The sequence below is a fragment of the Saccharibacillus kuerlensis DSM 22868 genome (assembly GCF_000378145.1).
Classification (GTDB): domain Bacteria; phylum Bacillota; class Bacilli; order Paenibacillales; family Paenibacillaceae; genus Saccharibacillus; species Saccharibacillus kuerlensis.
In genome coordinates, this window is sequence record NZ_KB899280.1 from 202288 (window position 1) to 226093 (window position 23806).

The following is a 23806-nucleotide window of genomic DNA, read 5'->3' on the forward strand; positions in this document are numbered from 1 at the left end:
CTGCAATTTATTCGGAATCCAGGCCTTTGTTTTCATTTGAAACGTCCGGCTTTTTCCGTTGGTCGCCGATCCATTCGGTTCCGTCTTCCCAAATTTCTTTTTTCCAAATGGGCACCGATTCCTTGATTCGTTCGATCGCGTACTCGTTCGCTTCGTAAGCATCTCTGCGGTGCGGAGACGATACGGCAATCACAACCGCAATCTCGCCAATCTGCAGCTCTCCGATTCGGTGTGCGATAGCCGTCTTCGTTCCGGGCCACTTTTCTTCTATCTTTGCCCCAATCTTCGTCAACATTTTCTCGGCCATTGGGATATACGCTTCATAGGCCAGATACAGCGTTCGAATTCCCCGTGTCCATTCACGTACGTGACCGGTAAAGAGTGTCACCGCGCCTGCTTCCGGACGCAGGACATAATCGGCGTAACGCTGCGGTTCAATCGGTTCCGTTACGATCTCATAAGCTTTCATCATTTCCTCCTTCCAGCCAGGTTGTAAACCAAGCGGTTATATCTTCGGTCTGTTCCCGTGACAGTATGGAAATTGCGGCATCAACAGGAGGCAAGTCTACGTTGGAAGCCGCGCCGTCAACAGGATGATTATGTCCGGGATGGCCGTGCACGGAGCGACCATATGCGGATTCTCCCATCAGCAGCTTGGCCAATGTATGGTCGGCCACAACAACCAGACCGATATGGTTTAGTCGATGCAGTTCTCTCCAGTCTTCTAGGGAACGGAGAAGCACAATTTTGGGGTACGGTTCTTCTTTGAATCCTTCAATCAGAATCAGATCGGGAGAAGCATAAGCTTTGGTCAGCCGGATCAACGGATCAAGACCTTCCGATTCTTCCGGCTGCTGTCTTCCCTGCAGCAGCATAACGCCTCCACCGCTGACGATCGAACTTGCTGCCCCTGTCTCGAACAGGCGGGAAGAATCTGTACCCGCAGGCGGCAGATCGGGAACGCCGCCATGGCCGTGGCGTTTGATCGCTGAAGTGATCCAGCCGAGTTCAATCGCTCTTCGCAGCAGCATTTCGGTCAGCGTCGTTTTCCCGCTGTTCTTGAATCCCACGATCTGAAGCAGTCTGGGCTTGTTCTTCAACGGGCTGCCGACGATATTCGACCGTTCGCTTGATCCTGTCTCTTCACTTCCGTTTAGAGGTCCCATACTGCGGAACCTTCTTCCATGCCGGGCAGCAGCACGTTTACGGAATCCCCGGTCTTGAAACCGCGTGTTCCGCCGGGGAGCACGAGCAGTGCGTTGCTGCGTCCGATCGACGAAACGGCATTGGATTTATTGAATCCGGCCGGCCGAACGGTCTGTCCGTCGTAAACGGCGCGAATAAAGCGGGTGAACGGATTGGCTTTGCCGAAATCTTCACCGAGAATTGCACGTGTTCGCAGCGGATAGATACGCTGTGCGCCCATCATGCGCAGCAGCGCCGGGCGAGCGAACAATTCAAATCCCGTGTAGCAGGCCGAAGGGTTGCCGGACAGACCGAACAGATAGCGACCGTCCAGTACGGCGACCGTCGTTACGCTTCCGGGACGCATGGCGACTTTATTGAATAATACATTCGCGCCGAGTTGTTCATACACCTGCGGCAGCAGGTCAAAATCTCCGACCGACACACCGCCGGTCGTGATCAGGCAGTCGCATTCCGCAAGCGCCTGCTTTACCGTGTCCAGCATATCGTCGAGACGGTCCGCCGCCGCCGCATACACGCGATGCGGGACACCCATTCGGCGCAGCTGCGCGGCAATCATGGGACCATTGCTGTTGCGGATCTTGCCTGCTTCGAGTGGTGCGCCGGGCTCCAGCAGTTCTGTACCGGTCGCGAGGATGCCGACCAGCGGAAGCTTGGATACTTCAACCTGCTGATGACCGAATGTCGCCAGGAGCGCGATCGTTCCGGGCAGAATCAGACTGCCTGCCGGCAGAATTTCTTCTCCCTCTCGCATATCCTCTCCCCGAAACGAGATATTTTCTCCGGAGACGAACGCTTTACGGATCGTAAAAGATGCCGGAACGGCGGGGGTGCTTCCTATTTGCGTCAGCCCCCCTTGCGACGAACCCTCCTGCTGCGAATCTCCCATCAAGGAAAAGGGAGATTCGCCATCAGCAGGCACATCAACAGGTACACCTGCCGGAGCTGCCGCTTCCTGCGTTTGTTCCAACATTACGACGGCATCCGCTCCTTCCGGCAGCTGTGCGCCCGTCATGATCCGGATCGCTTCACCGCGTCCGAGCTTCCTGCCCGATACGGCTCCGGCACCGATATGATCGACGACTTGGAAGGAGACTCGGTTGTCGCCCGAAGCACCGGCAGAATCTTTGGCCCGGATGGCGTAGCCGTCGTAAGGAGAACGGTCGAAAGACGGTACGTCGTGAGCCGCAGTCAGCGGATGTGCGAGAATGCGGCCGTACGCCTCGTCCAGCGATACGATTTCGCTGCCGAGCCGGCACGCTTCCGCCTGTACGAGAGCAATCGCCTCGCTTACGGAAATCGGATTTCTGAATTCGACCATGATGGAAGGCTCCTTTTCTCATGCTATACTGGGTTCATCTTCAACAAATGAAAGGATGGATTGCATTGTCCGAATTGACTCACTTTAACGAACAGGGCCGCGCGCGTATGGTCGACATTTCGGAGAAAAATGAAACGGTACGAACCGCCCGCGCGACGACTTCCGTACGCGTGAACGAACTGATCTACCGCCAAATCCGTGAAGGAGGCAATAAGAAAGGCGATGTGCTTGCCGTTGCCCAAGTCGCAGGGATTATGGCTGCCAAGAACACGTCGCAGATCATTCCGATGTGCCATCCGTTGATGCTCAGCGGCGTCGATATCGAGTTCGAATGGGCTGTCGACGAAGCGGCAGATTCCTATGAAGTGTTTCTCTATGCAACCGTGCGGACCAAAGGGTCCACGGGGGTCGAGATGGAAGCTTTGACCGCAGCCAGTGCCGCGGCGCTTACGATCTACGACATGTGCAAAGCCGCAGGCAAAGATATGGTGATCGGCCCAACGATGCTGCTGGAAAAAACCGGCGGCAAATCCGGTGATTATTCCAGGAATGAAGCTTAATACCCGTTCCTTTTACTCCAGGTGATGCTTTGTCAGCTCGTGCAGAATATGCGCAATTTCCGGCAAAATGATCCGGCGCATCGCCAGCGTCACGGCACCGGTCGAGCCGGGCAGGACAAATACAGCCTTCTCTCCGGCTGTGCCGGCTGTTGCCCGGCTGAGCACCGCCTTGGTGCCGATGTCTTCGGCAAAGCTCAAATACCGAAATAACTCGCCGAAGCCGTCAAGCTCCTTGTGAAACAGAGGCCGGACGGCTTCGAGCGTTACATCTCGAAGCGAGATCCCCGTTCCGCCGGTCGTGATGACCGCGTCGATTTCGGGATCGAGCAGCCAGCCTGCGACGATTGAATGAATCGCTTCCGCATCGTCTGTGCACAGTATGTATTTTGCAATTTCCATGCCGAATTCTTCAGCAAGTTGAATAATTCGCTGTCCGCTTTTATCGGTTTCCTTTGTACGCGTGTCACTAACCGTCAATACAGCCAGACGAATGCCTAATCCTTCTGTTTCGCCTGCTTCCGAACGACCAACTGCACTTTCTCCTGCCCCATGTGCCGCGTGAGTAAAGTCCTTCATCCTTTCGCCCCCTTTTCATTTAGACTTATATATTTCATTTTTTCTATTGTACATGCCTTCTATTCTACCCGAAAACTTTTCGGTGCAGCTTCCGGCCTTCTTCAACGCTGGCTGTTCCATGGATCAACAGTCTACCGTTGCTGAACAGAATAAAGCGCGCTCCTAATGCATGGAACTGTACAAAATGCGGTGTGCGACGGATATCCTGTCCTAACCGAAGACCGATTCGTTCCGCATCATCCAGCGTAAGCCTCCGTGCCGGGTCCGGCAGCACCTGCACAGTGTCGCGTCCGCATAGGGCGGCATAAGCGGGCCGAGCACTCCGAACCAATGCGGGGAATACAGGGTTTGAGCCGCAGGACGGACAATCGTCACGGCGAATTCGGGAAATGCCGATGTCCATTTGGGTTCCGGTCCACAGATCGAAATGATGAACTTTAGTCCGCAGCGATTCTGTACTGCCGCTGAGCCACTTCATCGCTTCCGCGCATTGGATGGCGGCAGTTACCTGCACGGCTGGCGCAATAATGCCGGCGTTGTCGCACGTATCGTTAGCGGATGGCAGTGTCGGCAGCAGACAGCGGAAGCAGGCCGAGTGGCCGGGAACGAAAGGAAACACGGTGCCTGAGCTTCCTACACAGGCGCCATAGATCCAGGGAATACCTGCTTCCAGTGCCGCGTCTCCGATCAGTAATCGGGTCTCGAAGTTGTCAGTGGCATCCATAATAAGCGAGCACCCTGCTGCCAAGCGGCGAATCAGTACAATGTCGAGATCGTCGAAATAGGTGTGCAGCTTGAGATCTGACCGAATCTCCAGAAGTCTCTGCTTTGCCGCCTCCACTTTGGGAGTCATCTGCCGCGCGTCGTTCTCCGTAAACAGCTGCTGACGCTGAAGATTGGACCACTCGACATAATCGCGGTCGACCAGATGCAGCTCACCGATCCCTGCGCGTGTCAGCGTCTCGGCTATTGCGGAACCGAGCGCGCCGCAGCCGATTATGACTGCAGAAGCACGTTCGATTCCGCCTTGTCCGTTTTTTCCAATAGGAGCGAATAATTCTTGTCGGGAGTAGCGGTCGCTGTACGATGTATTCATTCTTTAGGCCCCCTGCATATCAAGCCGCCCGGGCTGCCCGGACGGCTGTTTATTCGTTAAAGCGGCGTCTTTCTCCACCCTTATTTTCAGTTATTGACGGGCTGATCATCGGTGCAGTTATGAATTAATCTATGCTGATATCATACACGGGAAGCAGCATAAGCACAAAGACGAGAATCAAAACCGGCTGACCCGCCGTCCCGTCAGCAGGAGCAGCAGAAACGAAATCGCTACAATGGCGATCGTCCAAGCCCAGGCCGACGACAGATGACCGGAATCCACGGCAACATAGATTGCCGTCGGAACGGTCTGCGTCCGGCCGGGTATGTTCCCCGCGATCATCAGCGTAGCTCCGAATTCGCCAAGGCTTCGGGCAAAGCCAAGAACATAGGCAGTCTTGAGCGAAGGCATGATCAGCGGCAGGGTAATATGCCGGAACACCTGCCATTCGTTGGCGCCGATCGAACGTCCGGCGTCTTCCAAATCGCGCTCTACCGCTTCGAAACCGACGACCGCTGTACGGTACACGAGCGGAAACGCGACCACAACGGCTGCAATGACCGCCGCCCACCATGAAAAGATGATCGGCGAGTGAAAGACGGATTCGATCATCTGTCCCAGCCAGCTTCTCCTTCCGAGCATCATCAGCAGCAGAAAGCCGACGACGGTAGGCGGAAGCACAAGCGGCAGCATGAAGACTGTCTCCAGCAGAGTTTTGCCTCGAAAACGATCACGTCTCGACATACACCAGGCAGCGGCGGTTCCGAGAATAATGGCAATGACGCTCGCCAGCAGCGCGACCTGAAGCGATAAGCGTATAGGCGACCAATAATCGCTCCAATCGAGATTCGTCGACAGCATCATTTCGCTGCGGAGAAGCCGTATTCCGTCAGAATATCCAACGCTTCCGGCGTTTGCAGATAATCATAGAAGTTATGTGCGGCTTCTTGGTTCTTGGTCGCCTTGACGATTCCAATCGGATAATGAATGGGCGAGTAACTGTCCGGATCGACATCAAAAGCGATTTGGACGTTGTCGGAAGTGAGCGCGTCGGTCTTATAGACAAATCCTGCATCCGCGTTGCCGGTTTCCACATACTGCAGTACTTGTCTTACATCCTTGCCCTGTACCAGCTTATGCTGAAGGGAATCCCATAAATTAGCTTGCGTCAGCGCTTCCTGTGCATATCTGCCGGCAGGCACACTATCCGGAATGCCGATCGCCACATGCCGCGCGGTCTCCCCAACCAAATCTTCGATCTTTGCGGCGGAAAAGCTCCCACCGACGGGAACGACGACGACCAATGTATTGGCCAACCAGTCTTTTTCTTGTTCCGCTTCGATTAGTCCAGCGTTCAGCAGTGCCTGCATATTGTGGTTTGACGCGGATAGAAAGAGATCTGCCGGGGCACCCTGCTCAATCTGCTGCTGAAGCGCTCCTGAAGCGCCAAAATTGAATTCAAGTTTGATATTCGGTTGAGCGGCTTCGTACCGGTTTTGAATGTCTGTCAGAGCATCGGTCAGGCTGGCCGCCGCCGAGACAGTCAGCGTTACAGATTTCTCTGCGGCGCCTCCACTGCCCGCCTGCCCGCCTGCCGCCTGGCTTGCTGCAGAATCGGTCGGTTTGGCTCCGCAGGCCGACAGGAGCAGCGGCGTGAGTATGAGCAGCAGCATGAAAGTGCCGAACCCTGCCCGGCGACTGCCGATTAACGTTACGTTTGCGCGAGTTTCTGTTGATTTGTTCATCATTCGTCTCCTTTGCCTTCACTCCGCCGTTCCGGCATGTGAATTTCGAAACGGCAGAAACGAACTTATCCGAATTTACCATACACGATCTGCACTGCCTAGTCTACGCCTGGAAGCCGCGAGCCGTACATGAACGATACCAACAACAGCACGCGGATGATACCAACAGCAGCACTTTGGATTTGGACACCGCTTTTCTCGAATATTGTTGTGTTTCCATTCCTCTTATTGATATACTGATATTGAGAATCATTATCTATTAGAGTTTGAAAATAAAGGGAGGGCCTGAAGGATGGTCGATCAAGAAATATGGGATGTTACGATTATCGGCGGTGGACCTGCAGGATTGTTTTCCGCCTTCTATAGCGGTTTGCGCGAAATGAAAACGAAAATTATCGAGTTTCAGCCTATGCTGGGAGGGAAAGTTCATGTGTACCCGGAGAAAATGATCTGGGACATAGGCGGCTTGACTCCGGTTCCGGGCGCCAAGCTGATTGAGCAGATGGTGGCTCAGGGGCAGACGTTCAAACCCGACGTTGTGCTGAATGAGAAAGTCACTTCTATCTGCCGCTCGGAAGACGACGACCACTTCATTTTACATACCCTGTCGGGACAACCCCATCTCTCAAAGACGATCATTCTTGCGGTAGGCGGAGGCATTCTCAAGCCGATCAAGCTGGAAATTGAAGGCGCGGAACGCTTTGAAGTAACGAACCTCCATTATACCGTCAAGTCTATCTCCCGTTTCAAGGACAAGACGGTGCTGATCTCCGGCGGCGGACATTCCGCTGTCGATTGGGCCAACGAACTTGTACCTTTCGCGAAAAAAGTATATCTGACCTACCGCAAAGAAGAGCTGAAAGGCCATGAAGCAGACGTGACAAAAATGTGCGCGGCCGGCGTAGAACTGCTGCTGAACGCTTCGATCAAAACTCTTGTGGCCGGCGACGATCACTCACAGATCGAAACGGTGCTGATGGAGAAAAACGACAGCAAGGAAGAATTCGAGCTGGCCGTGGACGATGTCATTATCAGCCATGGGTACGAACGCGATACAGAGCTGCTTAAGAAGAGCGAGATCCAGATCGAAATGAACGAATATCAGATTCTCGGCTCTTCGGCCAGCGAAACGTCGATTCCGGGCATTTTTGCAGCGGGAGATATTCTGCACCATGAAGGCAAGCTCCATTTGATCGCCGGAGCATTTCAGGACGCGGCCAACGCAGTGAACAAAGCCAAGCAGTTCCTTAAGCCTGATGCGCCGGGATACGGCATGGTCTCCTCTCATAACGAACTCTTCAAGGAAAAAAATCGCCAAATCATCAAAGAGCTGTATAACCCGTAAACGGATTGCGACAGATTTTGTTCGTCATTCTGCTAAAAATCCCCAAAGGCCTGCAGAGCGCCGCGGGGATTTTTTTGTTATTTTCAGATGGTTTTTTACACGGTATGGTTTCATTAATTGTGATTGGCAGCAGTCAATCGGCGCCTGTACGTCCGCTTTTATTGGCGCTTCCTTTGCCGCTCGGCGGTTTTCGTTTGTCGGAGACTGAACCTTCATTCCCCCGGTCGATCTGCATAGACGGCTTGAACAGATCCAGACTGCCTCGCAGCGCTTCCATTAGATCTTCAGGTTGTCGAAGCTGCGGTTCCGCCGCCGGAACTTCCGGTTTTCCCCCGTCAATCTTGCTTTGAATAGCGTCAATCAGTCGGTTGTAAGATTGATCTTCAAACTGTCCCGGATTAAAGTCAGCCGTCAGCTGTCCGATCAGCAGCTTGGCGGTTTCGACTTCCGCCCGGCTCGCTTCCGGAATATTCTCCAAGCCCGGAATATCCGCTGGTGACACTATTTCTTCTTCAAAATTCATCGTTGTCAGTGAGAGCCGTCCGTTCAGCGATCTGATCAATGCCGGCCGGGTTTTGGTGCGAATGGTTACGACAGCCAATCCGGCTTTGTCCGTTTCTTCAAGTGCACGTGCAAGCAGGGTATAGGCTCTTTCCCCTCCTTCTTCCGGCGACAGGTAATACGTTTTCCGCAAATAAATGGGATCGATCTCTTCCATACGAACAAATTCCCTAATACGAAAATCGCGCGTCAGATCGGCAGTAAGGCTTTCTAATTCTTCCTTTTCAAAAGTCACGTATTGATCCTTCTCATACTCGTAACCCCGTACAATCTCATCCCAGCTCAGTTCATCCGGACAACCTTCACAAGTCCGAATATAGCGGACAGGTTGAAGCGTATCGCGGTGCAGCAGTCTCAGCGGAACTTCGTGTGCGTGCGAGGCACTGTACATTTTGACCGGAACGCTGACCAAACCAAAGCCGACGACCCCTTTCCATACCGCGTTCATAACGTCTGCCTCCTCTTTATGCATCCGGAATTTGTAACCTTCACATTATCGATTTAACGCTTATTTAACCGAAAGAGCATTTATTAATCGAAATCAGCCGTTTCCGCCTGTTTTCCCCCTATTCCCGCCTTCTAATTAACCAATGTTAGATTTTCTTTCTTTACATGATCTTGTACAATAACAAACATAGCGTTTATTTTAATAAAGCAAGTATCGAAACGGAGGCTTATCATGTCGGATTTTCAAACAAACCTTAACAAATATGCCGAACTCGCAGTCAAAGTCGGTGTAAACGTACAGCCTGGACAAACTCTGATGATCGATGCCAATACGGATTCTCTCGAATACGTACGGCTCGTTGTTAAGCATGCTTATGCTGCAGGAGCTAAATTGGTCAAGGTTAACTTGGCAGACGAAGCGATTACCCGTATGCGTTATGACCTTGCACCGGACGACTCGTTCGAGATCGCGCCGAAATGGATGGCCGCTGAGCGTGAAGAACTTGCGGAGAACGGCGGCGCGATGCTGGCGATCGTATCGAGCAATCCGGACCTGCTGAACGGCGTTGATCCTTCCCGCATTTCCACGCTGCAGAAGGTTTCGGGCGAAGCGCTCAGCAAGTACCGTCAATACGTACAATCCGATAAGCTGGCTTGGTCGATTGTAGCCGTTCCTTCGCCTGCTTGGGCAGCCAAAGTATTCCCTAACCTGCCGGAAAACGAGCAAATTCCAGCAATGTGGGATGCAATCTTCAAAGCGGTTCGCGTCGATCAACCGGATCCGGTTGCCGCTTGGCAGCAGCATATCGAAACGCTGACAGCCAAGGCGACTTATTTGAACGATAAAAAATACACAGCTCTTCATTACACGGCACCGGGTACCGATCTAACCATCGAGCTGCCTAAGAGTCATCTGTGGGTAGCAGCGGACAGCGAAAGCGAGCGCGGATCGGCATTTGTTGCCAACATGCCAACGGAAGAAGTGTTTACAGCTGCACTGAAAACAGGCGTAAGCGGCACCGTAGCGAGCACCAAGCCTCTGAGTTACGGCGGCAACATCATCGATAACTTCACACTGACGTTTGAAAACGGACGTATTGTGGACGTGAAGGCGCAGCAGGGCGAGGAAACGCTTAAACGTCTGGTCGAGATGGACGAAGGTTCCCACTATATTGGCGAGGTGGCGCTTGTACCGCATAAATCGCCGATTTCCGATTCGGGTATTCTTTATTACAATACGTTGTTCGACGAGAACGCCTCGAACCATTTGGCGATTGGCAGCGCCTACGCGTTCAACATTGAAGGCGGCAAGACAATGTCCCGCGAAGAGTTGGCCGCAGCCGGAATCAATCAAAGTATCGCGCATGTCGACTTTATGATCGGTTCCGCCGAGATGAACATTGACGGTATTACGGCGGACGGTACGGCCGAGCCGGTGTTCCGTAATGGCAGCTGGGCGTTCTAAATAACGGCGCTGGATTGCGTTACGCATCGTTTTACGCATGATTCACAAATGATCAAACATAAAAAAGGACCTCCCTTCTCTCGAAGGCGAGGTCCTTTCTTCATTTACAGTAGTCCTTCCAGCATTCTTTTGCAGCAGTCTTAGCTTTTGAGAATTTACTGCCTTAGCTTTAAGCTGTGAATTAAGGCTTCAAGATAACCTTAATGCAGTCTTCCTTCTTGCTGTCGAAAATATCGTACGCATGCTCGGCTTCATCCAGCGGCAGCGTATGCGTGATAAGATCTGTCGCGTCCAGTTGGCCGGTCTTGATCTGATTGAACAATTCCGGCATATAGTGAATAATCGGCGCCTGTCCTGTTTTGATCGTAATATTGCGTTCAAACAGATGACCGAACGGGAAGTTGTTATAACGCAGTCCATATACGCCTGTTACCTGGATCGTACCGAATTTGCGTACAACGTTGGAAGCCATATGCATAGCGCCAAGTCCGCCGCCTTGGAGTTTAAGCTTTGTTTGCACTTTCTCCATCATCGTTTTCTCCGAATCAAGACCTACGCAGTCAATGACGACATCCGCTCCGCCTCCCGTAATTTCCAGCAGGTGATTATCGAGATCGTCATTTTCCATAAAGTTGAACGTCTCTACTTTGTTGGTACGTTGTGCATGTTCCAGACGGTATTCGACATGGTCCACGGCAATAACACGCGAAGCACCCTTCTGCCAGGCGAATTTCTGCACCATAAGGCCAATCGGTCCGCAGCCGAGCACGATAACCGTATCGCCTTTTTTCACACCCGCATTGTCTACGCTCCAGTAAGCCGTCGGAATAACATCGGACAGCATCAGCACCTGCTCATCCGTTACTTCAGCGTCATTGGGAATAACGAGCGGTCCAAAGTTACCGTAAGGCACACGAAGCAGCTCCGCTTGTCCGCCTGCAAATCCACCGTACGTGTGGGAATAGCCCAGCATGGCACCTGAGTCCTTGAGAGGGTTATCGTTGGCGTTGTCACATTGGCTTTCCATTTGATTTTGACAGAAGAAACATTGGCCGCACGAGACGTTAAACGGAATAATGACCCGGTCGCCTTTTTTGACATGAGTAACATCGGGACCGATTTCTTCGACAATGCCCATAGGTTCGTGGCCAATGATATAATCGTCGGTCATTCCCGGTATTTCTCCATTAAACAAATGCAGATCGGAACCGCAAATTGAAGTGGAAGTCACGCGAATCAGAATATCGTCGCGCTTTTCCAACTTAGCTGTTTCTACTTCCTTGACCTTAACCTTGCGCTTGCCCTGATAAGTGAGTGCTTTCATATCGAGAATCGCTCCTTTATAGGTGGAATGGTTGCAGGTCTTTCGCTCGGCTTTCCTTTCTTCATTAACCCCGTTTGCTATTCATGCTAACAATTTTATGGTTACTTGTTTACCGGAGCCTCTGTTTCCCTCCCTCCGATTGGTTCGCCTGCTGTTCGGGTATAAGAAGGAAAGAAGCGCGGCGGCCGGCCGATCCGGATAAGCCCGCATCAACCTGAAAATCCGAATGGAGGCATTTGTCATGAAACACTTAAGCGATTCCCAAATAGATACACTGAAAAATCTGCTGCTGGAACGAAAAAGTGAATTAGAACAACATTTCGACAATTCGGAAGATACGACAGAAGGTTTCGAGACTTCAATTCGCGTTTCCACCGGCGAATTGACGGCTGTCGACAATCATCCCGCCGACCTCGGAACTGAAGAGTTTGAGCGTGCCCGGGACATGGCGATCGACTCGGATCTTTCCGATCGGCTGGACGAAGTGAATTCGGCGCTGAAGCGGATTGAAGACGGTACTTACGGGGTCGATATCGAAACCGGCAAAGAAATCCCGTTCGAGCGTCTGGAAGCTGTTCCCTATACAGCTCATAACGTTGACACGACACCGGAAAACGACCCTCTATTGGACTATCGTCCGGTGGAAGAAGATGTGATGACCACCCCTCCATCAGGAGCCGGCGAGAATCGTCAAGAGTATGCCGGGAAATTCGACGATGCGAGCGCTTGGCAGGCTGTAGAAAGCTACGGAAATGCCGATTCGCCGGCTATGTCAACAAAACGGGATGTGGAAAGCTACAACGAACTCTCCAGTGAGAACGATCTTAATGAAGGAACGGTCGAAGGCTATGAAAAATTTACGGGCAACGACATGACTGGCGGCAATCGCAGCGTTGAAATGACGCGTGAAGAACGCAAATACGTCGAGGCCGGTGAAGGTGACCCTGTTGCCGAGATCGATGAAGCGGCAGACGACGAAGCTGAACTGGCACGTGCTGCCGAGCAGGACGGAGTTCAGTCCGGCAAAAGAAGCAGCGACGAATCTTAAAGAAAAACAAAAAGATCCCTACCGTATTTCTTATACGGTAGGGATCTTTTTGTTTAGGGCGTGTATGCAAACTCATTGACTTTTCGATATGAAGTCGATTCGTAATTTGCATACACGCCCTAATGCATGAAAAAATTTACAATTTGGTAACCTGCTAACCATTTATAAGGAGATATCTAATAAAAAAAGCCCACCTTCTTCCTTATTTCGTGTAGAATATGGAGAATGACAATTAATTTCTTCTTTTAGGAAGACACGGAGAATAAAACCGAAGCGGAACGCGCGGACATGAACAGAACCGAGGAAGGAGCGCATATGGCTCAGCATCTACAGATGCTCCTCACCCATGACTTCGATGAGTTGGATGAAGACATGCAGGAGCTGATTTATAATGAATATTACGACTTGGCGTATGGAGCCATTTTCTACATTGTACGTGATCACTCAGCTGCCGAAGACGTGATTCAAGAAGCTTTTCTCAAACTGATCGGCAGAAGACCGGAATTTGAGAGCGAATCAAAGTTTTTCGCCTGGCTGAAAGTGGTCACACGCAACAGCGCCATAAATGATTTGAGAAAAAATAAAAGACACCGTAACCATGTGGAAGCGGACAGCGTTCTTAATCATATAGAGGCCAAACAGGATATCGGATCTTCTACGGAGAAGACAGTCGAGGTACGAATGATGGAAGAAGCGATCCTGCGGCATCTTGAAGGCATGAAGCCCGAATATCGGGCCATTATTATTTACCGCTGGAAATATGGTATGTCGTATAAGGAAATCGCCGATTCGCTGGGCACGAGCGAAGACATTATCAGGCAGAGACTGTTTAGAGCGAGGGAAAATATGCGCCAAGTGCTGCGCAAGGAATGGGAGGGCAGCGATGAAAGACGAAAAATTTGACGAGCTTTTTGACGAAGCATTCGAGCGGGCGGTAAACTCCGCCTCCCCGGTCGATCCACAATCACGCCGTGCCGCTTGGCATCGTGTACAAAAACATCGTCAGCAATGTTCCGTAAGAAGACGACGCAAGCGGACCATTCGTCTAACCGGCGCGGCAGCAGGATTGATCCTTTTCGGTTCGGTTGCATTTTCGGAACCGATCAGAACCGGCGCATTGAACCCGTTTTATCAAAAATTGTATACCTGGAGCAGCGGCGACAATCTGCTCACCACAGGTGAGGATAAACCATTGGAAACGGACGGTGCATTAACTCCCCCGCCTCCGGAAAGATTCGAGAAGCCGACATCTACTGTCACCGAATTCCCCGAAGATCTGGAAGAGCCTGTCGTCATTCGATACGATAACGTCTTGTCCACGATGGAAGAAGCGAAAGAACGACTGGAATTTCCAATGCCAGAATTTCCTAGAATTCCGCCCCGGTTCAAGTTGAAAGACGTCTATTTGAGCCTACCGGATGACGACTCGGCTCCCAATGGTTTCACTCTGGATTATCGTTCGGACGAAGGCCGTATTCTGCATATTATCGTTATTCATATTCCTTATGGTCCGGGAACCCATGCATTTGGCGGTCCCGTAACAAAAATGAAGCTTGATAACGGACTCACCGGTTACTTTATCGATATGGAAGGTGACGACGACTACTTTAAAGTTTTCCGCGGAGATCTGGATATTTCGATTTCCGGGCCGCTTACGCAAAGTGAAATGGCGGAAGTTGCCGGGCATATTGTGGACGGCAAACCACGGGAATCGAAATAAGATCTGCCTTATACTCGAATGTTTCCAAGTAGACAAAGACTTAATTGGCCAGTGTCGTATCGCTGAATAATGTTCTGCTTTCCCGATTTTCTGCTCCGCTTGCCCAATGTTCCGTTTTCACCCGGTAATAATAGCCTTTCGTAATGGCCTTGCTAAAGCTCACACTGCTTGTGGTCGAGACAGAGCCGTTCGTCGTCCTGGAGCTCAGATCAACCCAGCTGCTGCCTGTCCAGCGCTGTATAGTTACGGTCACGCCCATCTGACCAGCTTCAGGAGAGCCAGACGAATAAGCGGTAATGTAAATCGAAGAATTGCCCAGAGCTGCGATATTGCTGGAAATGTCTTTTAAGTATTTGTTATTGGCCAGGTCCCGAGCATAATACTGGGCAGGCGGTATAGGCGGAGGCGAAGTCAACGCTCCTGAAGCCATCGGTATTCCAACAAAAGGCGGGTCGGTAATCTGCAGAGACGGAAGTTGAGTGACTCCGTTCGCTTCGGAAGCCAGAGTACTCTTTCCGGGCGAGAATATGGAAGCTATAATAATTGTCGCTGCGGGAATTGCGAACCATTTAAAAAACAAATTATTTTCACTCATGCTCATTCCCCTTTGATTATGTATATGAATCGCACAGCTATATAACGAAACAGGAACCAAAAAGGTTCCTGTTTTCTCCATTTTTTATGAACTTATTTTAATTTTGCAGTATCTTCATCTTTTCTTTCACGGCGATACCACTCATAAATTCGTTCAACATCGCTTTTTTGCAGTCGAGATATGCGAATCAAAGAACCACCGGATCCACCCATCAAGTGAGCTCTGAGATTCAGCATTTCGCCCTCTCGCTGCCATCGGCTTCCCCCTGCTTGTAGAGCCACAATATGCCGCTTTAATGTGCAGTGCGTTTGCTTGGCGATTCCGCGGTTAACAATCGTAAGCCGATCGTTCTCCAAGGCCGCTCCGCTCGTTCGAAAACTCCAGTAATCCAGTCCAACAGTAATCGGAATAAGAAGCAATGACCACAAACCCGTCTGCGGAAAGAAATAGATCAGTACCGCTGCCAAGATGATCGTCAGAATCAGGCTGACTCTAACATATGCAAACAGCGCGCGTCGAGGAGGTCGGAATTCCACACCGGTAAAAACGAACTGAGGTATTGTGTGTTCCAACAGGTTGGGAATCTCGGAACGCGGAATAAAAGGATGCAGCGCCGGTGTTTCTTTTTCCGACGACGACGAAACAACGTTAACTTCAACATGCGCGTAACCCAGCGCCTGCCGAAGCCAGCCTTCCCGAATCGTAACTGCCTGTACACGTGCCGGATTGAACAGGAACTGCTTCCGTTCGAGCAGTCCATAACGGATCGAAAGCCTCTCCCCTTCACGATACAGTGAGAAGCCGGCAAATTTGATGATAAACAGCACAAGCGACAACAGCCATGCGGCCAGCAGGGCGACTGCCCCAATCAGCAGAAGCGCTTTGATGCCCGTTAAATAAACCTGAGCGTTCGTTACGAGACGATTCATCCACGCATCGGGAAGCAGATCGTCTGCAAAAGAGAAGATCCCTGCAACAAAAGCCGCGGCAAGACCGAAATTCAATTCGGTCAATGCTGCCAGCAGCAGACGACCAGGTCCGAGCCGATAGAGAAGCTCTGGCTCCCTTATTGGCGGCCGCTCGGCTGCAGCTGAAGCTTGCGCTGCGGTTCCGCCCTCCGCAGGAAGTGCCTGCTTCGCTGAAGCATGCGGTTCAGCGGGGCCAACCGACTCGCCAGATTGCAGCTTTTCTCCGGCAGAATATTCCGAAGGCACTGTGGACAGCTGCTGTGCAGCGCCCGTCTCTCCTACTTCTGGTCCCCGCGCCGAACGCTCGTTCAACAGACGCTGCAGGCGCTCTGCTTCGCGGCTTGCCAGTACAGGAAGGACAGCGTCTCCTTCACCTGAGCCGCCCGGCGTCTCGATCTTGATCTGTACGACGCCAAGCAGGCGCTGAATCAGCGGCTGTTCTTGACTGACAGAATGGATACGAGAATAATAGATGATCTTTTCCTTACGCTGGATCAGTCCGCGGCGAATCGTAATTCTGTCACTTTCTTCTTCATAAGTGAAGCGCCGCCAACCCACAATTTCCGCTGCGCCCGACAGCAGAATCAGAAACAAAGCTCCTCCCAGTATCCAATAAATTGTGGGAGGAAATTCTCCTTTGGCAATGATCTGTACGCCGAATAGAATAATAAGCGGAATGAAGGTTCGTACCATCTTGAGCATCGAAAAAACGATATACAGCGGTGACATTCTCTTAGGTCCGTTCATTCTTCCGTCCTCCGTGCCAGTTCTCCGATTGTTTGCTTAAGACTTTCCGCTTCTTCTGTTTTAAGTCCAGCAATTCTGTGAGTGGTCGCAGCTGTTACGATCTTTAGTTCGGCCAGCTTGTATTTTCGCAGAATAGGTCCGCTTTCCAGTTCTACATGCTGAACCTTGGTCATTGGGATCAAGGTTTCCGTAATGAAGAACAATCCTTTGCGAATCTCCACTTCCTCTTCAAAGACAGCAAAGCCAAAGCGATTATACAGGATAACCGGAATGCGAAATACAGCAAATACGAACAACAATGCAAAACCGATCGTAACAAGGGATCCCGCCCACAACGGAAGCCAATTCCAATCTCGCATGGCGGCAAATACGGTCAGCGCAGCCGATATTAGCAGTGGAATTGCGTAGAAATAGGCGCTCCCGAGACGAGATGCTGCGATCCAGTCAGGATGCAGCCGTCTGAATCGGTCTTCCTTCCTTGATTCGTTCGTTTCGGTAAATTCCATATTTTCCCCTCCATGATTTCAAGCGTATCGATATTTGGATTCGAAGTCAATGAGCAGGCTGTCTTCGAAAATCCGCCTTGTTTGTTCTGTTCAATACGCAGATGGGATCGATCGGTTCCTCTGTAGGACGAATAAAAGACCGCCGGAATCTATCCGGCGGTCTCAGGCTGTCGAGAAAGTCCTATTCGTTCGAAAAGCTCCAAAGCTACGGGAGAAATTCGTTCCGGTCGCGTGTTGAAATCGAGAAAAGAGATCAAATTTTATGGGATTTTCTCGATTTCAAAGGCGAACACTATCGTTCCTTCTCTGAATTCCTCCCTCCGCTCCTTCGCTTTTCTTTGAGGCGGACTTTCTCGACACGAAGAGGCCGCCGGAATCTATCCGGCGGCCTCTTCGTTCAATGGACTGAAGGAGAAGAATACTCCGCCTACTGCCCGTTATTTATTCGGTTCAAGCTGCGCTGCTGAAATTCTCCGGCTTATGCGCCCTCTTTGGTACGTTCACCGGAAATGGCGATACTGGGTTCCGATTCGAATTGTTCCATCTGCGTCTGGGCTTTAGAATCGGCAGCTGCCGGATACATGTCCTGCAGCTGCTCCCCTTCGGGAAGAGGCTTCAGAATACGAACGCGTGAGATTCGCTTCTGCTCCGTCTCATCGACAATAAATGTGCAGCCCTCGTAATCCGCCGACTGTCCTTTTTGAGGAGGAAGATTATCGATTCGGGTGTACAGCCATCCGCCGATCGTATCGTAATCGTCGGAATCTAATTGGAAACCGAATTGATCGTTGACGTCTTCGATCAGCATCATACCATCGATCGAATAACTGAACTCTCCGGCTTGTTCCAATTCCGGTCGTTCTTCTTCGTCGAACTCGTCCTGGATCTCTCCGACAATCTCTTCCATAATATCTTCCAGTGTCACTAAGCCCGCAGTACCGCCGTATTCGTCGACAAGCATGGCAATCTGCGTCCGACTTCGCTGCATCAACTTCATCAGCTCACTGATGCGAATCGATTCCGGTACCGCGATAATTGGACGGATCAGACTGTCATAATCGGCGTCCGGCGAGCGCATCAGATCTTTGATATGAATAAATCCGATAATATGGTCCTTGTCCTGTTCGCAGACCGGATAACGCGTCCGCATGCCTTCATAGGCAACTTCCAGATTCTCTTCACGTGACAGGTTCGTGTACAAACAGATCATTTCTGTCCGCGGAATCATTACTTCTCGCGCCGTCGTGTCGGCAAATTCGAAAATATTGTCGACCAGCGCCATCTCTGTGTTATCAATAAGCCCGTTCTTATTGCTTTCCTTCACCAGTATTCGGATTTCTTCTTCGGTATGCGCCGCATCAAGCTCGGACGCCGGTTCAATCTTCAGCATACGGAGCAGCCCGTTCGCCATTCCATTCAATGCCCAGATAAACGGATACATCATTTTGTAGAAGAAGACCATAGGTGCGGCCGCTACCATAACAACTGATTCCGGTTTGCGAATAGCCATCGATTTCGGAGCAAGTTCCCCGATGACGATATGCAGCACTGTGATCAGTAGGAACGCGATCGCTACGGCTGTACCGTGAATCGCAACCTCGTTGGTCCAGCCCATACTGTGGAACAGAGGACGCAGGAACGACGCAACTGCCGGTTCCCCGATCCAACCGAGTCCAAGTGAAGCCAGCGTAATACCAAGCTGACACGCGGAAAGATAGGCATCCAAATTGTTCACCATGCTTCTGGCAAATCCGGCACGTTTACTTCCCGCGTCCGCCATTGTTGCGATCCGGCTCTCCCGAATCCGCACCATCGCAAACTCTGCCGCTACAAAAAATCCGTTTAAACCGACAAGCAGCACAACCAAAAAAATACTCAACAAACCGGGCAAGGGGTCACTAGTCAATATAAATCCCGTCTTCCGTGACGCTTAAGTCAAGCGATGCACTACCGGAAAACGGGTCCACCTCCTTCGTTTCGATAGATAATGTTGGACAACCGACATACAGCCTTCTTTCTTAACCAGTCTTATAACTGGAGCTAGCAACTTCCCAATTTCATTCACTCCGTTTCTGTTTAAGCTACAATTCTTATTATAATTCTTACTTATGCGCAGCAAAATAGGAAAGAGACACCAAAAAAGCCCTAAAATCGCCTCTTAGGCGGTTTAGGGGAGGTTTTTGGATCAGTTCGTCCAGCTGACGATTCCGCACGGCTTCCTGCAGGGTTTTACGCCTTTTCTCCTAATTTTTTTGTGAAATCAAGGTGAAAGTTTTGGGAATTCCCCGATCGAAGCTGTCGCCGGACAGGTTTGGTTCCTCTGTCAAACTGCAAATCGTCAGCCCTGATTGTGCAGCTGCCGTCACAATCTCTCCGATATTCCATTTACGCAGCAGCACCTTCGGCGGCTCGCCTTCCGCATATTTGGCGAAGGAAGCTTCCTGTTCCTCCAGCGAAGTATCGAAGTAGTCGCCGTCGACTTTGTGTTTGCGAATTTTGGCTGTTGTCCCCCGGGAAGAGATCAACTTGGTCGACACCGGATGAAAATCTCGCAGTACGAATCGGCCGTTCGGTGCAAGCAGCGTTCGGGCCAACTGCATAAATGGCGCAAGATCGACAAAATAATGCAAAATGCCCATCTCGGCGAACACGACATCAAATTGTCCGGCCAACGATTCCGTCTCAAGTTTCAGCACGTCGGAAACAATATAGTCGAGCGGTACACCTGCGGCTTCCGCCAACTCCAGCGCATATCTGCGGTTTCCCGGAGAGAAATCCACTACAGTGACGGACGCACCAAGCAGCGCAAGCGCGACCGCTTTGCTGCCGTTTGAGCCCATCAAATTCATGATTCGTTTGCCTTCCGGGCTGCCAATTGCTTCACCCAGCACAGACAGTGACTTAAGCGGCTGTTTACCAATTCTCGCCGCCGCTTCCGCCGGATTTCCGAACCGCTGTATCCAAGCGTCGTAAGTTTCCCGATTCCAAGCTTCCTCATTGAAGGGATGGGATACTTCCGCTGCTGCAGTTTCTACGATGCCGGGTTCGGCTCCCGCTTCGTTTTCTTTGTTCATCAGATACGTCCTTTCCGCGGCTTTGATCCCACTTGACGACCATAGCCTTAATCTTGAACCAAAATAATGTCCCTTTCAAGCGCAGGCGAAAGGTCAGCTTTGAGCAGCTTAACGATCTGAAGGACCCGTAGGTTCGGCAGATGACGCAGATCTTCCAGCGTATGCACATCGAAGCAGCTGCCCTCTCCGTTCCAGAATGGGACAATCTGAAGCTGCGCCTGCTGACCGCTGCCGATAACAAGCTTGGTTACATGAGCCAGATCCTGCTCGGTCAGTACGAGCCGTTCAAAATACTCTCGCACTTCGGGAATCGGACGATCCCCTTCTTCGGCAATTGAGATCTCGCGAAGTGCATATTCCTGCGCAAAGGCGACTACGTCAAATCGGGGCTTCAGCACATTCTGCTTGTACATAAGTTCCTCGATAACAGCCAGCTTGAAGTTGAAGTCCGCGAACTTCACGCCGCCTTCTCCCTGCGGCATACTGTCGGCTTCGATCTGCGCAACGATAACCAGAGCCTTGTTCAGATGATCCGATACTTTGGTCGACTGTTCTGTCTTCCTGTTCTGCGCAATAATTAACTCTAACACCAGCTGCCGGTCTTTGGAACGGGCAATTTGAAATAAAGGCTGACGCAGCAGAGGACAGAAAACGAACGTATCAATAAATTCATCGAACTGCTCATCGGACCAAGTCTCTATTCGCGGCGCAAGTTCATCGAGCACCGGCTCTATACCGCGTTCCAATACAGGCGAATTTTCTCCCATAAAAGAGGAAGCCAAACTATAGTACGCTTTGCCCTTCTCTTCCACCGGTTGATCCAGTCTGATATAGAAATCGATCATTCTGGCAATCTCGGCGTCATAATTGTTATGGTAGCCAAGCATATAGATATGAATATGGTTGCATGCCGGATAAAAAGTTCGAATCAGTTGGGGCAGCAGCAGTGCCGCTTCGGACCGAAGGTCATCGTCATCCATGTAATGAGGATGATTGAAATAAATACCGAATAGTGAAGCGGCAGCATGCGAAAGTCCGGCAAAAGCCGGATTTTGCCGCTGCATCTCCGTCCCCTTCGCAATCCATTCCGTCAGCAAATTCAATATTCTCGAATGGCTGACCCGAAGTTCTTCACGAAGGGCATAAGAGCTCTCCAGCGATGCCTTACGCATTGCGAACAGCTCTGTCAATTTGGCGGTTTTCCGTGCTGATTCTCCATAAGAAAAAGATTCTTTTTCCAGGGCATTCAGTATCGCATCGTAAAACCAGGCGCGTCCCTCGACGGTTAGCAGAACGAATACCGACCAAGCCTCGTTGATCTGTTCGTCCACGCGCCTCTGAAGCTCTTCTTCAAGCTCGAAATCGCTCACCCAATCGAAAGAAGCTTCGATCAGCGCACGCCCTTCTGGATCGGGAACAAAGCCCTGCAGCCGGGTCAACAATTTGTGTGCGATTTCCGAAGGCTCTTCGTTGGGGTTAGCCCGAAGTAGGGCTTGGAGCTTGGTCATCGTATTTCCTCCCTGCACATATGTCCATTTCTCAACAACTCATTTCCTACTATAGTATCATTTCATTCCCTCCATATACCAGTCCATTTTTGAATTTCCTGAATTTTTAATAGATAAATACGTAAAATATGGCGATTTCAAGCGCTATTACAGCATTTTTCTTCGTTTTAGCGATAATCAGCCCAATCCCTCTTAGGGTCTTTTGGCCTATAAGAGAAAAAAATAGTGAAATATGTATAGTGGATAAAGATAAGGCTAAAGATCTGCTGCTTACTATACGAATTTAGCTCTACTCTCTGGCTTGGTCCGTTTCTACCCCTTTGTATAAACGCGCAGATTGGTCGGTTGGTTGCGCAAATTCATAAACTTAAAATAATAGAAAACCAAAAGACCCTTCTACCATCCAGCGGCTGAAGGGTCTTTCACTTCCAAGTATTCATGATTGCTTAGAGTCTCCTTTGTTAAAAAGGGGCAATGGGCCAACGCAGAGGCTGCCAATTGATTCAAATGCCAGAATAACGATTACTGTCCTGCGAAGAACGCTTCATTGCCCGAATAATAATATCCTGTTGTGTCGTTAAACACCACGTAATCGATACAATTCAGCGGAATAACCGTATGCTGTCCAAAACCGCATCCAAGAACAACATGGTCTCTTCCCGCAGCTTCCAGACATCCTTCGATCGAAATTGAATTTACTCCCAAGGCTATATTCATCCCAGGAACAATATAGAAAATACCGGTGCGTCCCAAATTGTTTTGTAAGGTGGAAATCACGTTCGGCTGCTCGTAATTGGTTTGAGGAATGGATGCATCAATCATAGGCGATCCCGATCTTGCAATCTGATTCCGAAATCCTGCACCACTTCTGCCTGTCAGTCCGTTCAAGCCGCTGCTGATCCGATAAGTTACTGGGGAATATAAGTATTCCATATTAATCCCTCCTCGTAATTTGCGCGGATGTCCGCGAATGCATCATACCGAGTTCACGTCCGGCCGTCCGTATATGCAACTTGGAGAAGGTAGAATAGCGAATTTGTCGGATTCAGTGCTTTATATCCTTTTTATTACCCGTAACAACATGTTCCAAACCTTATTTTTATATGATACATGACAAAAAATAAATAAATTAGATTTAAGCACAGAAAAAAGTCGATGTTTGATACATCGACCGTTGATTTCCTGTTGTACTGTATTCCGCTATTCCGCATAAATCATTTTTCGTGTCATTCCGCCATCGAGTACCAGTTCTGAACCTGTTAGGAAAGTGTTGTCGGGATGAGTCATATACAGGCAGGCTCGAGCTACGTCTTCAGGGGTTCCCACTCTTCTACTTGGATGCTGCTTATGATCTTCTTCCCGCAGCTGATCATACTTACTTGTCTCAATCCAGCCAGGACTAATGCAGTTCACGCGGATTCCGTCTCCGCCGAGTGAAATAGCGAGCGAATGCGTTAGTGCAAGAATAGCTCCCTTGGATGCCGCGTAAGCTTCGAAGTTCGGTTCAGACATGTGGGCGCGCGTGGAGCAGAGATTGACAATCGAACCTTTGCCGTGTTTGCGCATATGAAGAGCAGCCTCTCTTGTTGCAAGAAAAGTGCCGCGAACATTCGTATTCAGCACGTCGTCCCATTCCTTGACGCTCAGCTCATAAGGGGATTTCCAAATACCGAATCCGGCGTTATTGATCAGAATGTCGATTTGTCCGAATTCTTCGATAGTCTCACGCATCAATTGTGTAATGTCGGCTTCCTTCGAAACGTCACACGGAACGAAGATTGCTTCACCTCCGGAATTGCGGATTTCGGCTGCGGTCGCAGCACCTTCTGTTTCCTGCTTATCTGCAATCACTACACGTGCTCCTTGTTCGGCATAGCTTTTGGCTACGGAACGTCCGATTCCTTGGGCAGCACCAGTGACAATCACGCTCAACGATTCATAGTCCATGTTTTTTGGCTCCCTTCCCTTTTCATCATTGTATTAACCAAAGGCCC

General features: G+C 50.6%; 23 protein-coding genes. 6 read left to right on the forward strand and 17 right to left on the reverse strand.

Annotation, left to right across the window (positions count from 1 at the left end; all coding sequences use genetic code 11):
* Nucleotides 1-7 precede the first annotated feature (7 nt).
* The 3 genes from F456_RS0107040 to F456_RS0107050 are packed head-to-tail and all read right to left on the reverse strand — an operon-like array spanning nucleotide 8 to nucleotide 2527.
* Nucleotides 8-469: a molybdenum cofactor biosynthesis protein MoaE gene (locus F456_RS0107040; RefSeq protein ID WP_018976303.1), complete on the reverse strand. Its 462-nt coding sequence runs from the start codon at nucleotides 467-469 to the stop codon at nucleotides 8-10.
* Complete coding sequence (mobB, locus tag F456_RS23500; protein ID WP_018976304.1) at nucleotides 456-1166, reverse strand: molybdopterin-guanine dinucleotide biosynthesis protein B; 711 nt, start codon at nucleotides 1164-1166, stop codon at nucleotides 456-458. Before mobB ends, F456_RS0107040 begins: the two co-directional genes overlap by 14 nt.
* Nucleotides 1154-2527 carry a molybdopterin molybdotransferase MoeA gene (locus F456_RS0107050; protein WP_018976305.1) on the reverse strand — a complete coding sequence of 458 codons (1374 nt, stop codon included), beginning with the start codon at nucleotides 2525-2527 and terminating at the stop codon, nucleotides 1154-1156. The genes mobB and F456_RS0107050 overlap by 13 nt, the downstream gene beginning before the upstream one ends.
* Nucleotides 2528-2592: 65 nt before the next feature.
* Here F456_RS0107050 and moaC point away from each other — a divergent pair, with 65 nt between their 5' ends.
* Nucleotides 2593-3087 (forward strand): cyclic pyranopterin monophosphate synthase MoaC, encoded by a 495-nt coding sequence (gene moaC / locus F456_RS0107055; RefSeq protein WP_026293708.1) that lies wholly within the window; start codon nucleotides 2593-2595, stop codon nucleotides 3085-3087.
* Between the two features lie 12 nt (nucleotides 3088-3099).
* On the opposite strand, the gene F456_RS0107060 is transcribed toward moaC, so the two are convergent.
* The 4 genes from F456_RS0107060 to modA all read right to left on the reverse strand — a co-directional run bounded on the left by F456_RS0107060 (nucleotide 3100) and on the right by modA (nucleotide 6432).
* Nucleotides 3100-3663: a MogA/MoaB family molybdenum cofactor biosynthesis protein gene (locus F456_RS0107060; RefSeq protein WP_018976307.1), complete on the reverse strand. Its 564-nt coding sequence runs from the start codon at nucleotides 3661-3663 to the stop codon at nucleotides 3100-3102.
* Between the two features lie 64 nt (nucleotides 3664-3727).
* Entirely contained in the window at nucleotides 3728-4759 is a 1032-nt protein-coding gene (locus F456_RS0107065; protein WP_018976308.1) for a ThiF family adenylyltransferase, read from the reverse strand.
* 177 nt (nucleotides 4760-4936) lie between these two features.
* Entirely contained in the window at nucleotides 4937-5623 is a 687-nt protein-coding gene (gene modB / locus F456_RS0107070) for a molybdate ABC transporter permease subunit (RefSeq protein ID WP_018976309.1), read from the reverse strand.
* Nucleotides 5620-6432 carry a molybdate ABC transporter substrate-binding protein gene (gene modA, locus F456_RS0107075; protein ID WP_026293711.1) on the reverse strand — a complete coding sequence of 271 codons (813 nt, stop codon included), beginning with the start codon at nucleotides 6430-6432 and terminating at the stop codon, nucleotides 5620-5622. The genes modB and modA overlap by 4 nt, the downstream gene beginning before the upstream one ends.
* A gap of 364 nt (nucleotides 6433-6796) precedes the next feature.
* On the opposite strand from modA, the gene F456_RS0107080 reads away from it, so the two are divergent.
* Nucleotides 6797-7849, forward strand: coding sequence for an NAD(P)/FAD-dependent oxidoreductase (locus F456_RS0107080; protein ID WP_018976311.1), 1053 nt, complete (start codon nucleotides 6797-6799; stop codon nucleotides 7847-7849).
* A 133-nt stretch (nucleotides 7850-7982) separates the two neighbouring features.
* On the opposite strand, the gene ku is transcribed toward F456_RS0107080, so the two are convergent.
* Nucleotides 7983-8858 (reverse strand): non-homologous end joining protein Ku, encoded by an 876-nt coding sequence (gene ku / locus F456_RS0107085; protein ID WP_018976312.1) that lies wholly within the window; start codon nucleotides 8856-8858, stop codon nucleotides 7983-7985.
* A 231-nt stretch (nucleotides 8859-9089) separates the two neighbouring features.
* On the opposite strand from ku, the gene F456_RS0107090 reads away from it, so the two are divergent.
* Nucleotides 9090-10322, forward strand: coding sequence for an aminopeptidase (locus F456_RS0107090; RefSeq protein ID WP_018976313.1), 1233 nt, complete (start codon nucleotides 9090-9092; stop codon nucleotides 10320-10322).
* A gap of 181 nt (nucleotides 10323-10503) precedes the next feature.
* On the opposite strand, the gene F456_RS0107095 is transcribed toward F456_RS0107090, so the two are convergent.
* Entirely contained in the window at nucleotides 10504-11646 is a 1143-nt protein-coding gene (locus F456_RS0107095) for a zinc-dependent alcohol dehydrogenase (RefSeq protein ID WP_018976314.1), read from the reverse strand.
* A 241-nt stretch (nucleotides 11647-11887) separates the two neighbouring features.
* Here F456_RS0107095 and F456_RS0107100 point away from each other — a divergent pair, with 241 nt between their 5' ends.
* The 3 genes from F456_RS0107100 to F456_RS0107110 all read left to right on the forward strand — a co-directional run bounded on the left by F456_RS0107100 (nucleotide 11888) and on the right by F456_RS0107110 (nucleotide 14414).
* On the forward strand, nucleotides 11888-12694 hold the full coding sequence (locus F456_RS0107100) for a TraR/DksA C4-type zinc finger protein (RefSeq protein ID WP_018976315.1): 807 nt from the start codon (nucleotides 11888-11890) through the stop codon (nucleotides 12692-12694).
* A gap of 315 nt (nucleotides 12695-13009) precedes the next feature.
* On the forward strand, nucleotides 13010-13597 hold the full coding sequence (locus F456_RS0107105) for an RNA polymerase sigma factor (RefSeq protein WP_018976316.1): 588 nt from the start codon (nucleotides 13010-13012) through the stop codon (nucleotides 13595-13597).
* Nucleotides 13578-14414, forward strand: a complete 837-nt coding sequence (locus F456_RS0107110; protein WP_018976317.1) for a hypothetical protein — start codon at nucleotides 13578-13580, stop codon at nucleotides 14412-14414. Before F456_RS0107105 ends, F456_RS0107110 begins: the two co-directional genes overlap by 20 nt.
* Nucleotides 14415-14454: 40 nt before the next feature.
* Here the strand turns inward: F456_RS0107110 and F456_RS0107115 are convergent, their stop codons facing one another.
* The 8 genes from F456_RS0107115 to F456_RS0107150 form a co-directional block, all read right to left on the reverse strand.
* On the reverse strand, nucleotides 14455-15009 hold the full coding sequence (locus tag F456_RS0107115) for a hypothetical protein (RefSeq protein ID WP_018976318.1): 555 nt from the start codon (nucleotides 15007-15009) through the stop codon (nucleotides 14455-14457).
* Between the two features lie 92 nt (nucleotides 15010-15101).
* Nucleotides 15102-16724, reverse strand: a complete 1623-nt coding sequence (locus F456_RS0107120) for a PH domain-containing protein (protein ID WP_018976319.1) — start codon at nucleotides 16722-16724, stop codon at nucleotides 15102-15104.
* Nucleotides 16721-17230 (reverse strand): PH domain-containing protein, encoded by a 510-nt coding sequence (locus tag F456_RS0107125; RefSeq protein WP_018976320.1) that lies wholly within the window; start codon nucleotides 17228-17230, stop codon nucleotides 16721-16723. The genes F456_RS0107120 and F456_RS0107125 overlap by 4 nt, the downstream gene beginning before the upstream one ends.
* Before the next feature lie 478 nt (nucleotides 17231-17708).
* Nucleotides 17709-19136 carry a hemolysin family protein gene (locus F456_RS0107130; RefSeq protein WP_169577834.1) on the reverse strand — a complete coding sequence of 476 codons (1428 nt, stop codon included), beginning with the start codon at nucleotides 19134-19136 and terminating at the stop codon, nucleotides 17709-17711.
* Between the two features lie 337 nt (nucleotides 19137-19473).
* Nucleotides 19474-20304 (reverse strand): class I SAM-dependent methyltransferase, encoded by an 831-nt coding sequence (locus F456_RS0107135; RefSeq protein ID WP_018976322.1) that lies wholly within the window; start codon nucleotides 20302-20304, stop codon nucleotides 19474-19476.
* A 47-nt stretch (nucleotides 20305-20351) separates the two neighbouring features.
* A complete protein-coding gene (locus tag F456_RS23505; protein ID WP_018976323.1) occupies nucleotides 20352-21812 on the reverse strand; it encodes a DUF6892 domain-containing protein in 1461 nt (486 codons plus the stop codon).
* Between the two features lie 522 nt (nucleotides 21813-22334).
* Nucleotides 22335-22745 carry a spore coat protein GerQ gene (locus tag F456_RS0107145; protein ID WP_018976324.1) on the reverse strand — a complete coding sequence of 137 codons (411 nt, stop codon included), beginning with the start codon at nucleotides 22743-22745 and terminating at the stop codon, nucleotides 22335-22337.
* 267 nt (nucleotides 22746-23012) lie between these two features.
* Complete coding sequence (locus F456_RS0107150; RefSeq protein ID WP_018976325.1) at nucleotides 23013-23759, reverse strand: SDR family NAD(P)-dependent oxidoreductase; 747 nt, start codon at nucleotides 23757-23759, stop codon at nucleotides 23013-23015.
* Nucleotides 23760-23806 lie beyond the last annotated feature (47 nt).

Bases quoted from the DNA above. Each gene is read 5' to 3' on its own strand.
- F456_RS0107040 (WP_018976303.1), bottom strand. From the start codon at position 469: ATGAAAGCTTATGAGATCGTAACGGAACCGATTGAACCGCAGCGTTAC.
- mobB (WP_018976304.1), bottom strand. From the start codon at position 1,166: ATGGGACCTCTAAACGGAAGTGAAGAGACAGGATCAAGCGAACGGTCG.
- F456_RS0107050 (WP_018976305.1), bottom strand. From the start codon at position 2,527: ATGGTCGAATTCAGAAATCCGATTTCCGTAAGCGAGGCGATTGCTCTC.
- F456_RS0107060 (WP_018976307.1), bottom strand. From the start codon at position 3,663: ATGAAGGACTTTACTCACGCGGCACATGGGGCAGGAGAAAGTGCAGTT.
- F456_RS0107065 (WP_018976308.1), bottom strand. From the start codon at position 4,759: ATGAATACATCGTACAGCGACCGCTACTCCCGACAAGAATTATTCGCT.
- modB (WP_018976309.1), bottom strand. From the start codon at position 5,623: ATGATGCTGTCGACGAATCTCGATTGGAGCGATTATTGGTCGCCTATA.
- modA (WP_026293711.1), bottom strand. From the start codon at position 6,432: ATGCTGCTGCTCATACTCACGCCGCTGCTCCTGTCGGCCTGCGGAGCC.
- F456_RS0107080 (WP_018976311.1), top strand. From the start codon at position 6,797: ATGGTCGATCAAGAAATATGGGATGTTACGATTATCGGCGGTGGACCT.
- ku (WP_018976312.1), bottom strand. From the start codon at position 8,858: ATGAACGCGGTATGGAAAGGGGTCGTCGGCTTTGGTTTGGTCAGCGTT.
- F456_RS0107090 (WP_018976313.1), top strand. From the start codon at position 9,090: ATGTCGGATTTTCAAACAAACCTTAACAAATATGCCGAACTCGCAGTC.
- F456_RS0107095 (WP_018976314.1), bottom strand. From the start codon at position 11,646: ATGAAAGCACTCACTTATCAGGGCAAGCGCAAGGTTAAGGTCAAGGAA.
- F456_RS0107100 (WP_018976315.1), top strand. From the start codon at position 11,888: ATGAAACACTTAAGCGATTCCCAAATAGATACACTGAAAAATCTGCTG.
- F456_RS0107105 (WP_018976316.1), top strand. From the start codon at position 13,010: ATGGCTCAGCATCTACAGATGCTCCTCACCCATGACTTCGATGAGTTG.
- F456_RS0107110 (WP_018976317.1), top strand. From the start codon at position 13,578: ATGAAAGACGAAAAATTTGACGAGCTTTTTGACGAAGCATTCGAGCGG.
- F456_RS0107115 (WP_018976318.1), bottom strand. From the start codon at position 15,009: ATGAGTGAAAATAATTTGTTTTTTAAATGGTTCGCAATTCCCGCAGCG.
- F456_RS0107120 (WP_018976319.1), bottom strand. From the start codon at position 16,724: ATGAACGGACCTAAGAGAATGTCACCGCTGTATATCGTTTTTTCGATG.
- F456_RS0107125 (WP_018976320.1), bottom strand. From the start codon at position 17,230: ATGGAATTTACCGAAACGAACGAATCAAGGAAGGAAGACCGATTCAGA.
- F456_RS0107135 (WP_018976322.1), bottom strand. From the start codon at position 20,304: ATGAACAAAGAAAACGAAGCGGGAGCCGAACCCGGCATCGTAGAAACT.
- F456_RS23505 (WP_018976323.1), bottom strand. From the start codon at position 21,812: ATGACCAAGCTCCAAGCCCTACTTCGGGCTAACCCCAACGAAGAGCCT.
- F456_RS0107145 (WP_018976324.1), bottom strand. From the start codon at position 22,745: ATGGAATACTTATATTCCCCAGTAACTTATCGGATCAGCAGCGGCTTG.
- F456_RS0107150 (WP_018976325.1), bottom strand. From the start codon at position 23,759: ATGGACTATGAATCGTTGAGCGTGATTGTCACTGGTGCTGCCCAAGGA.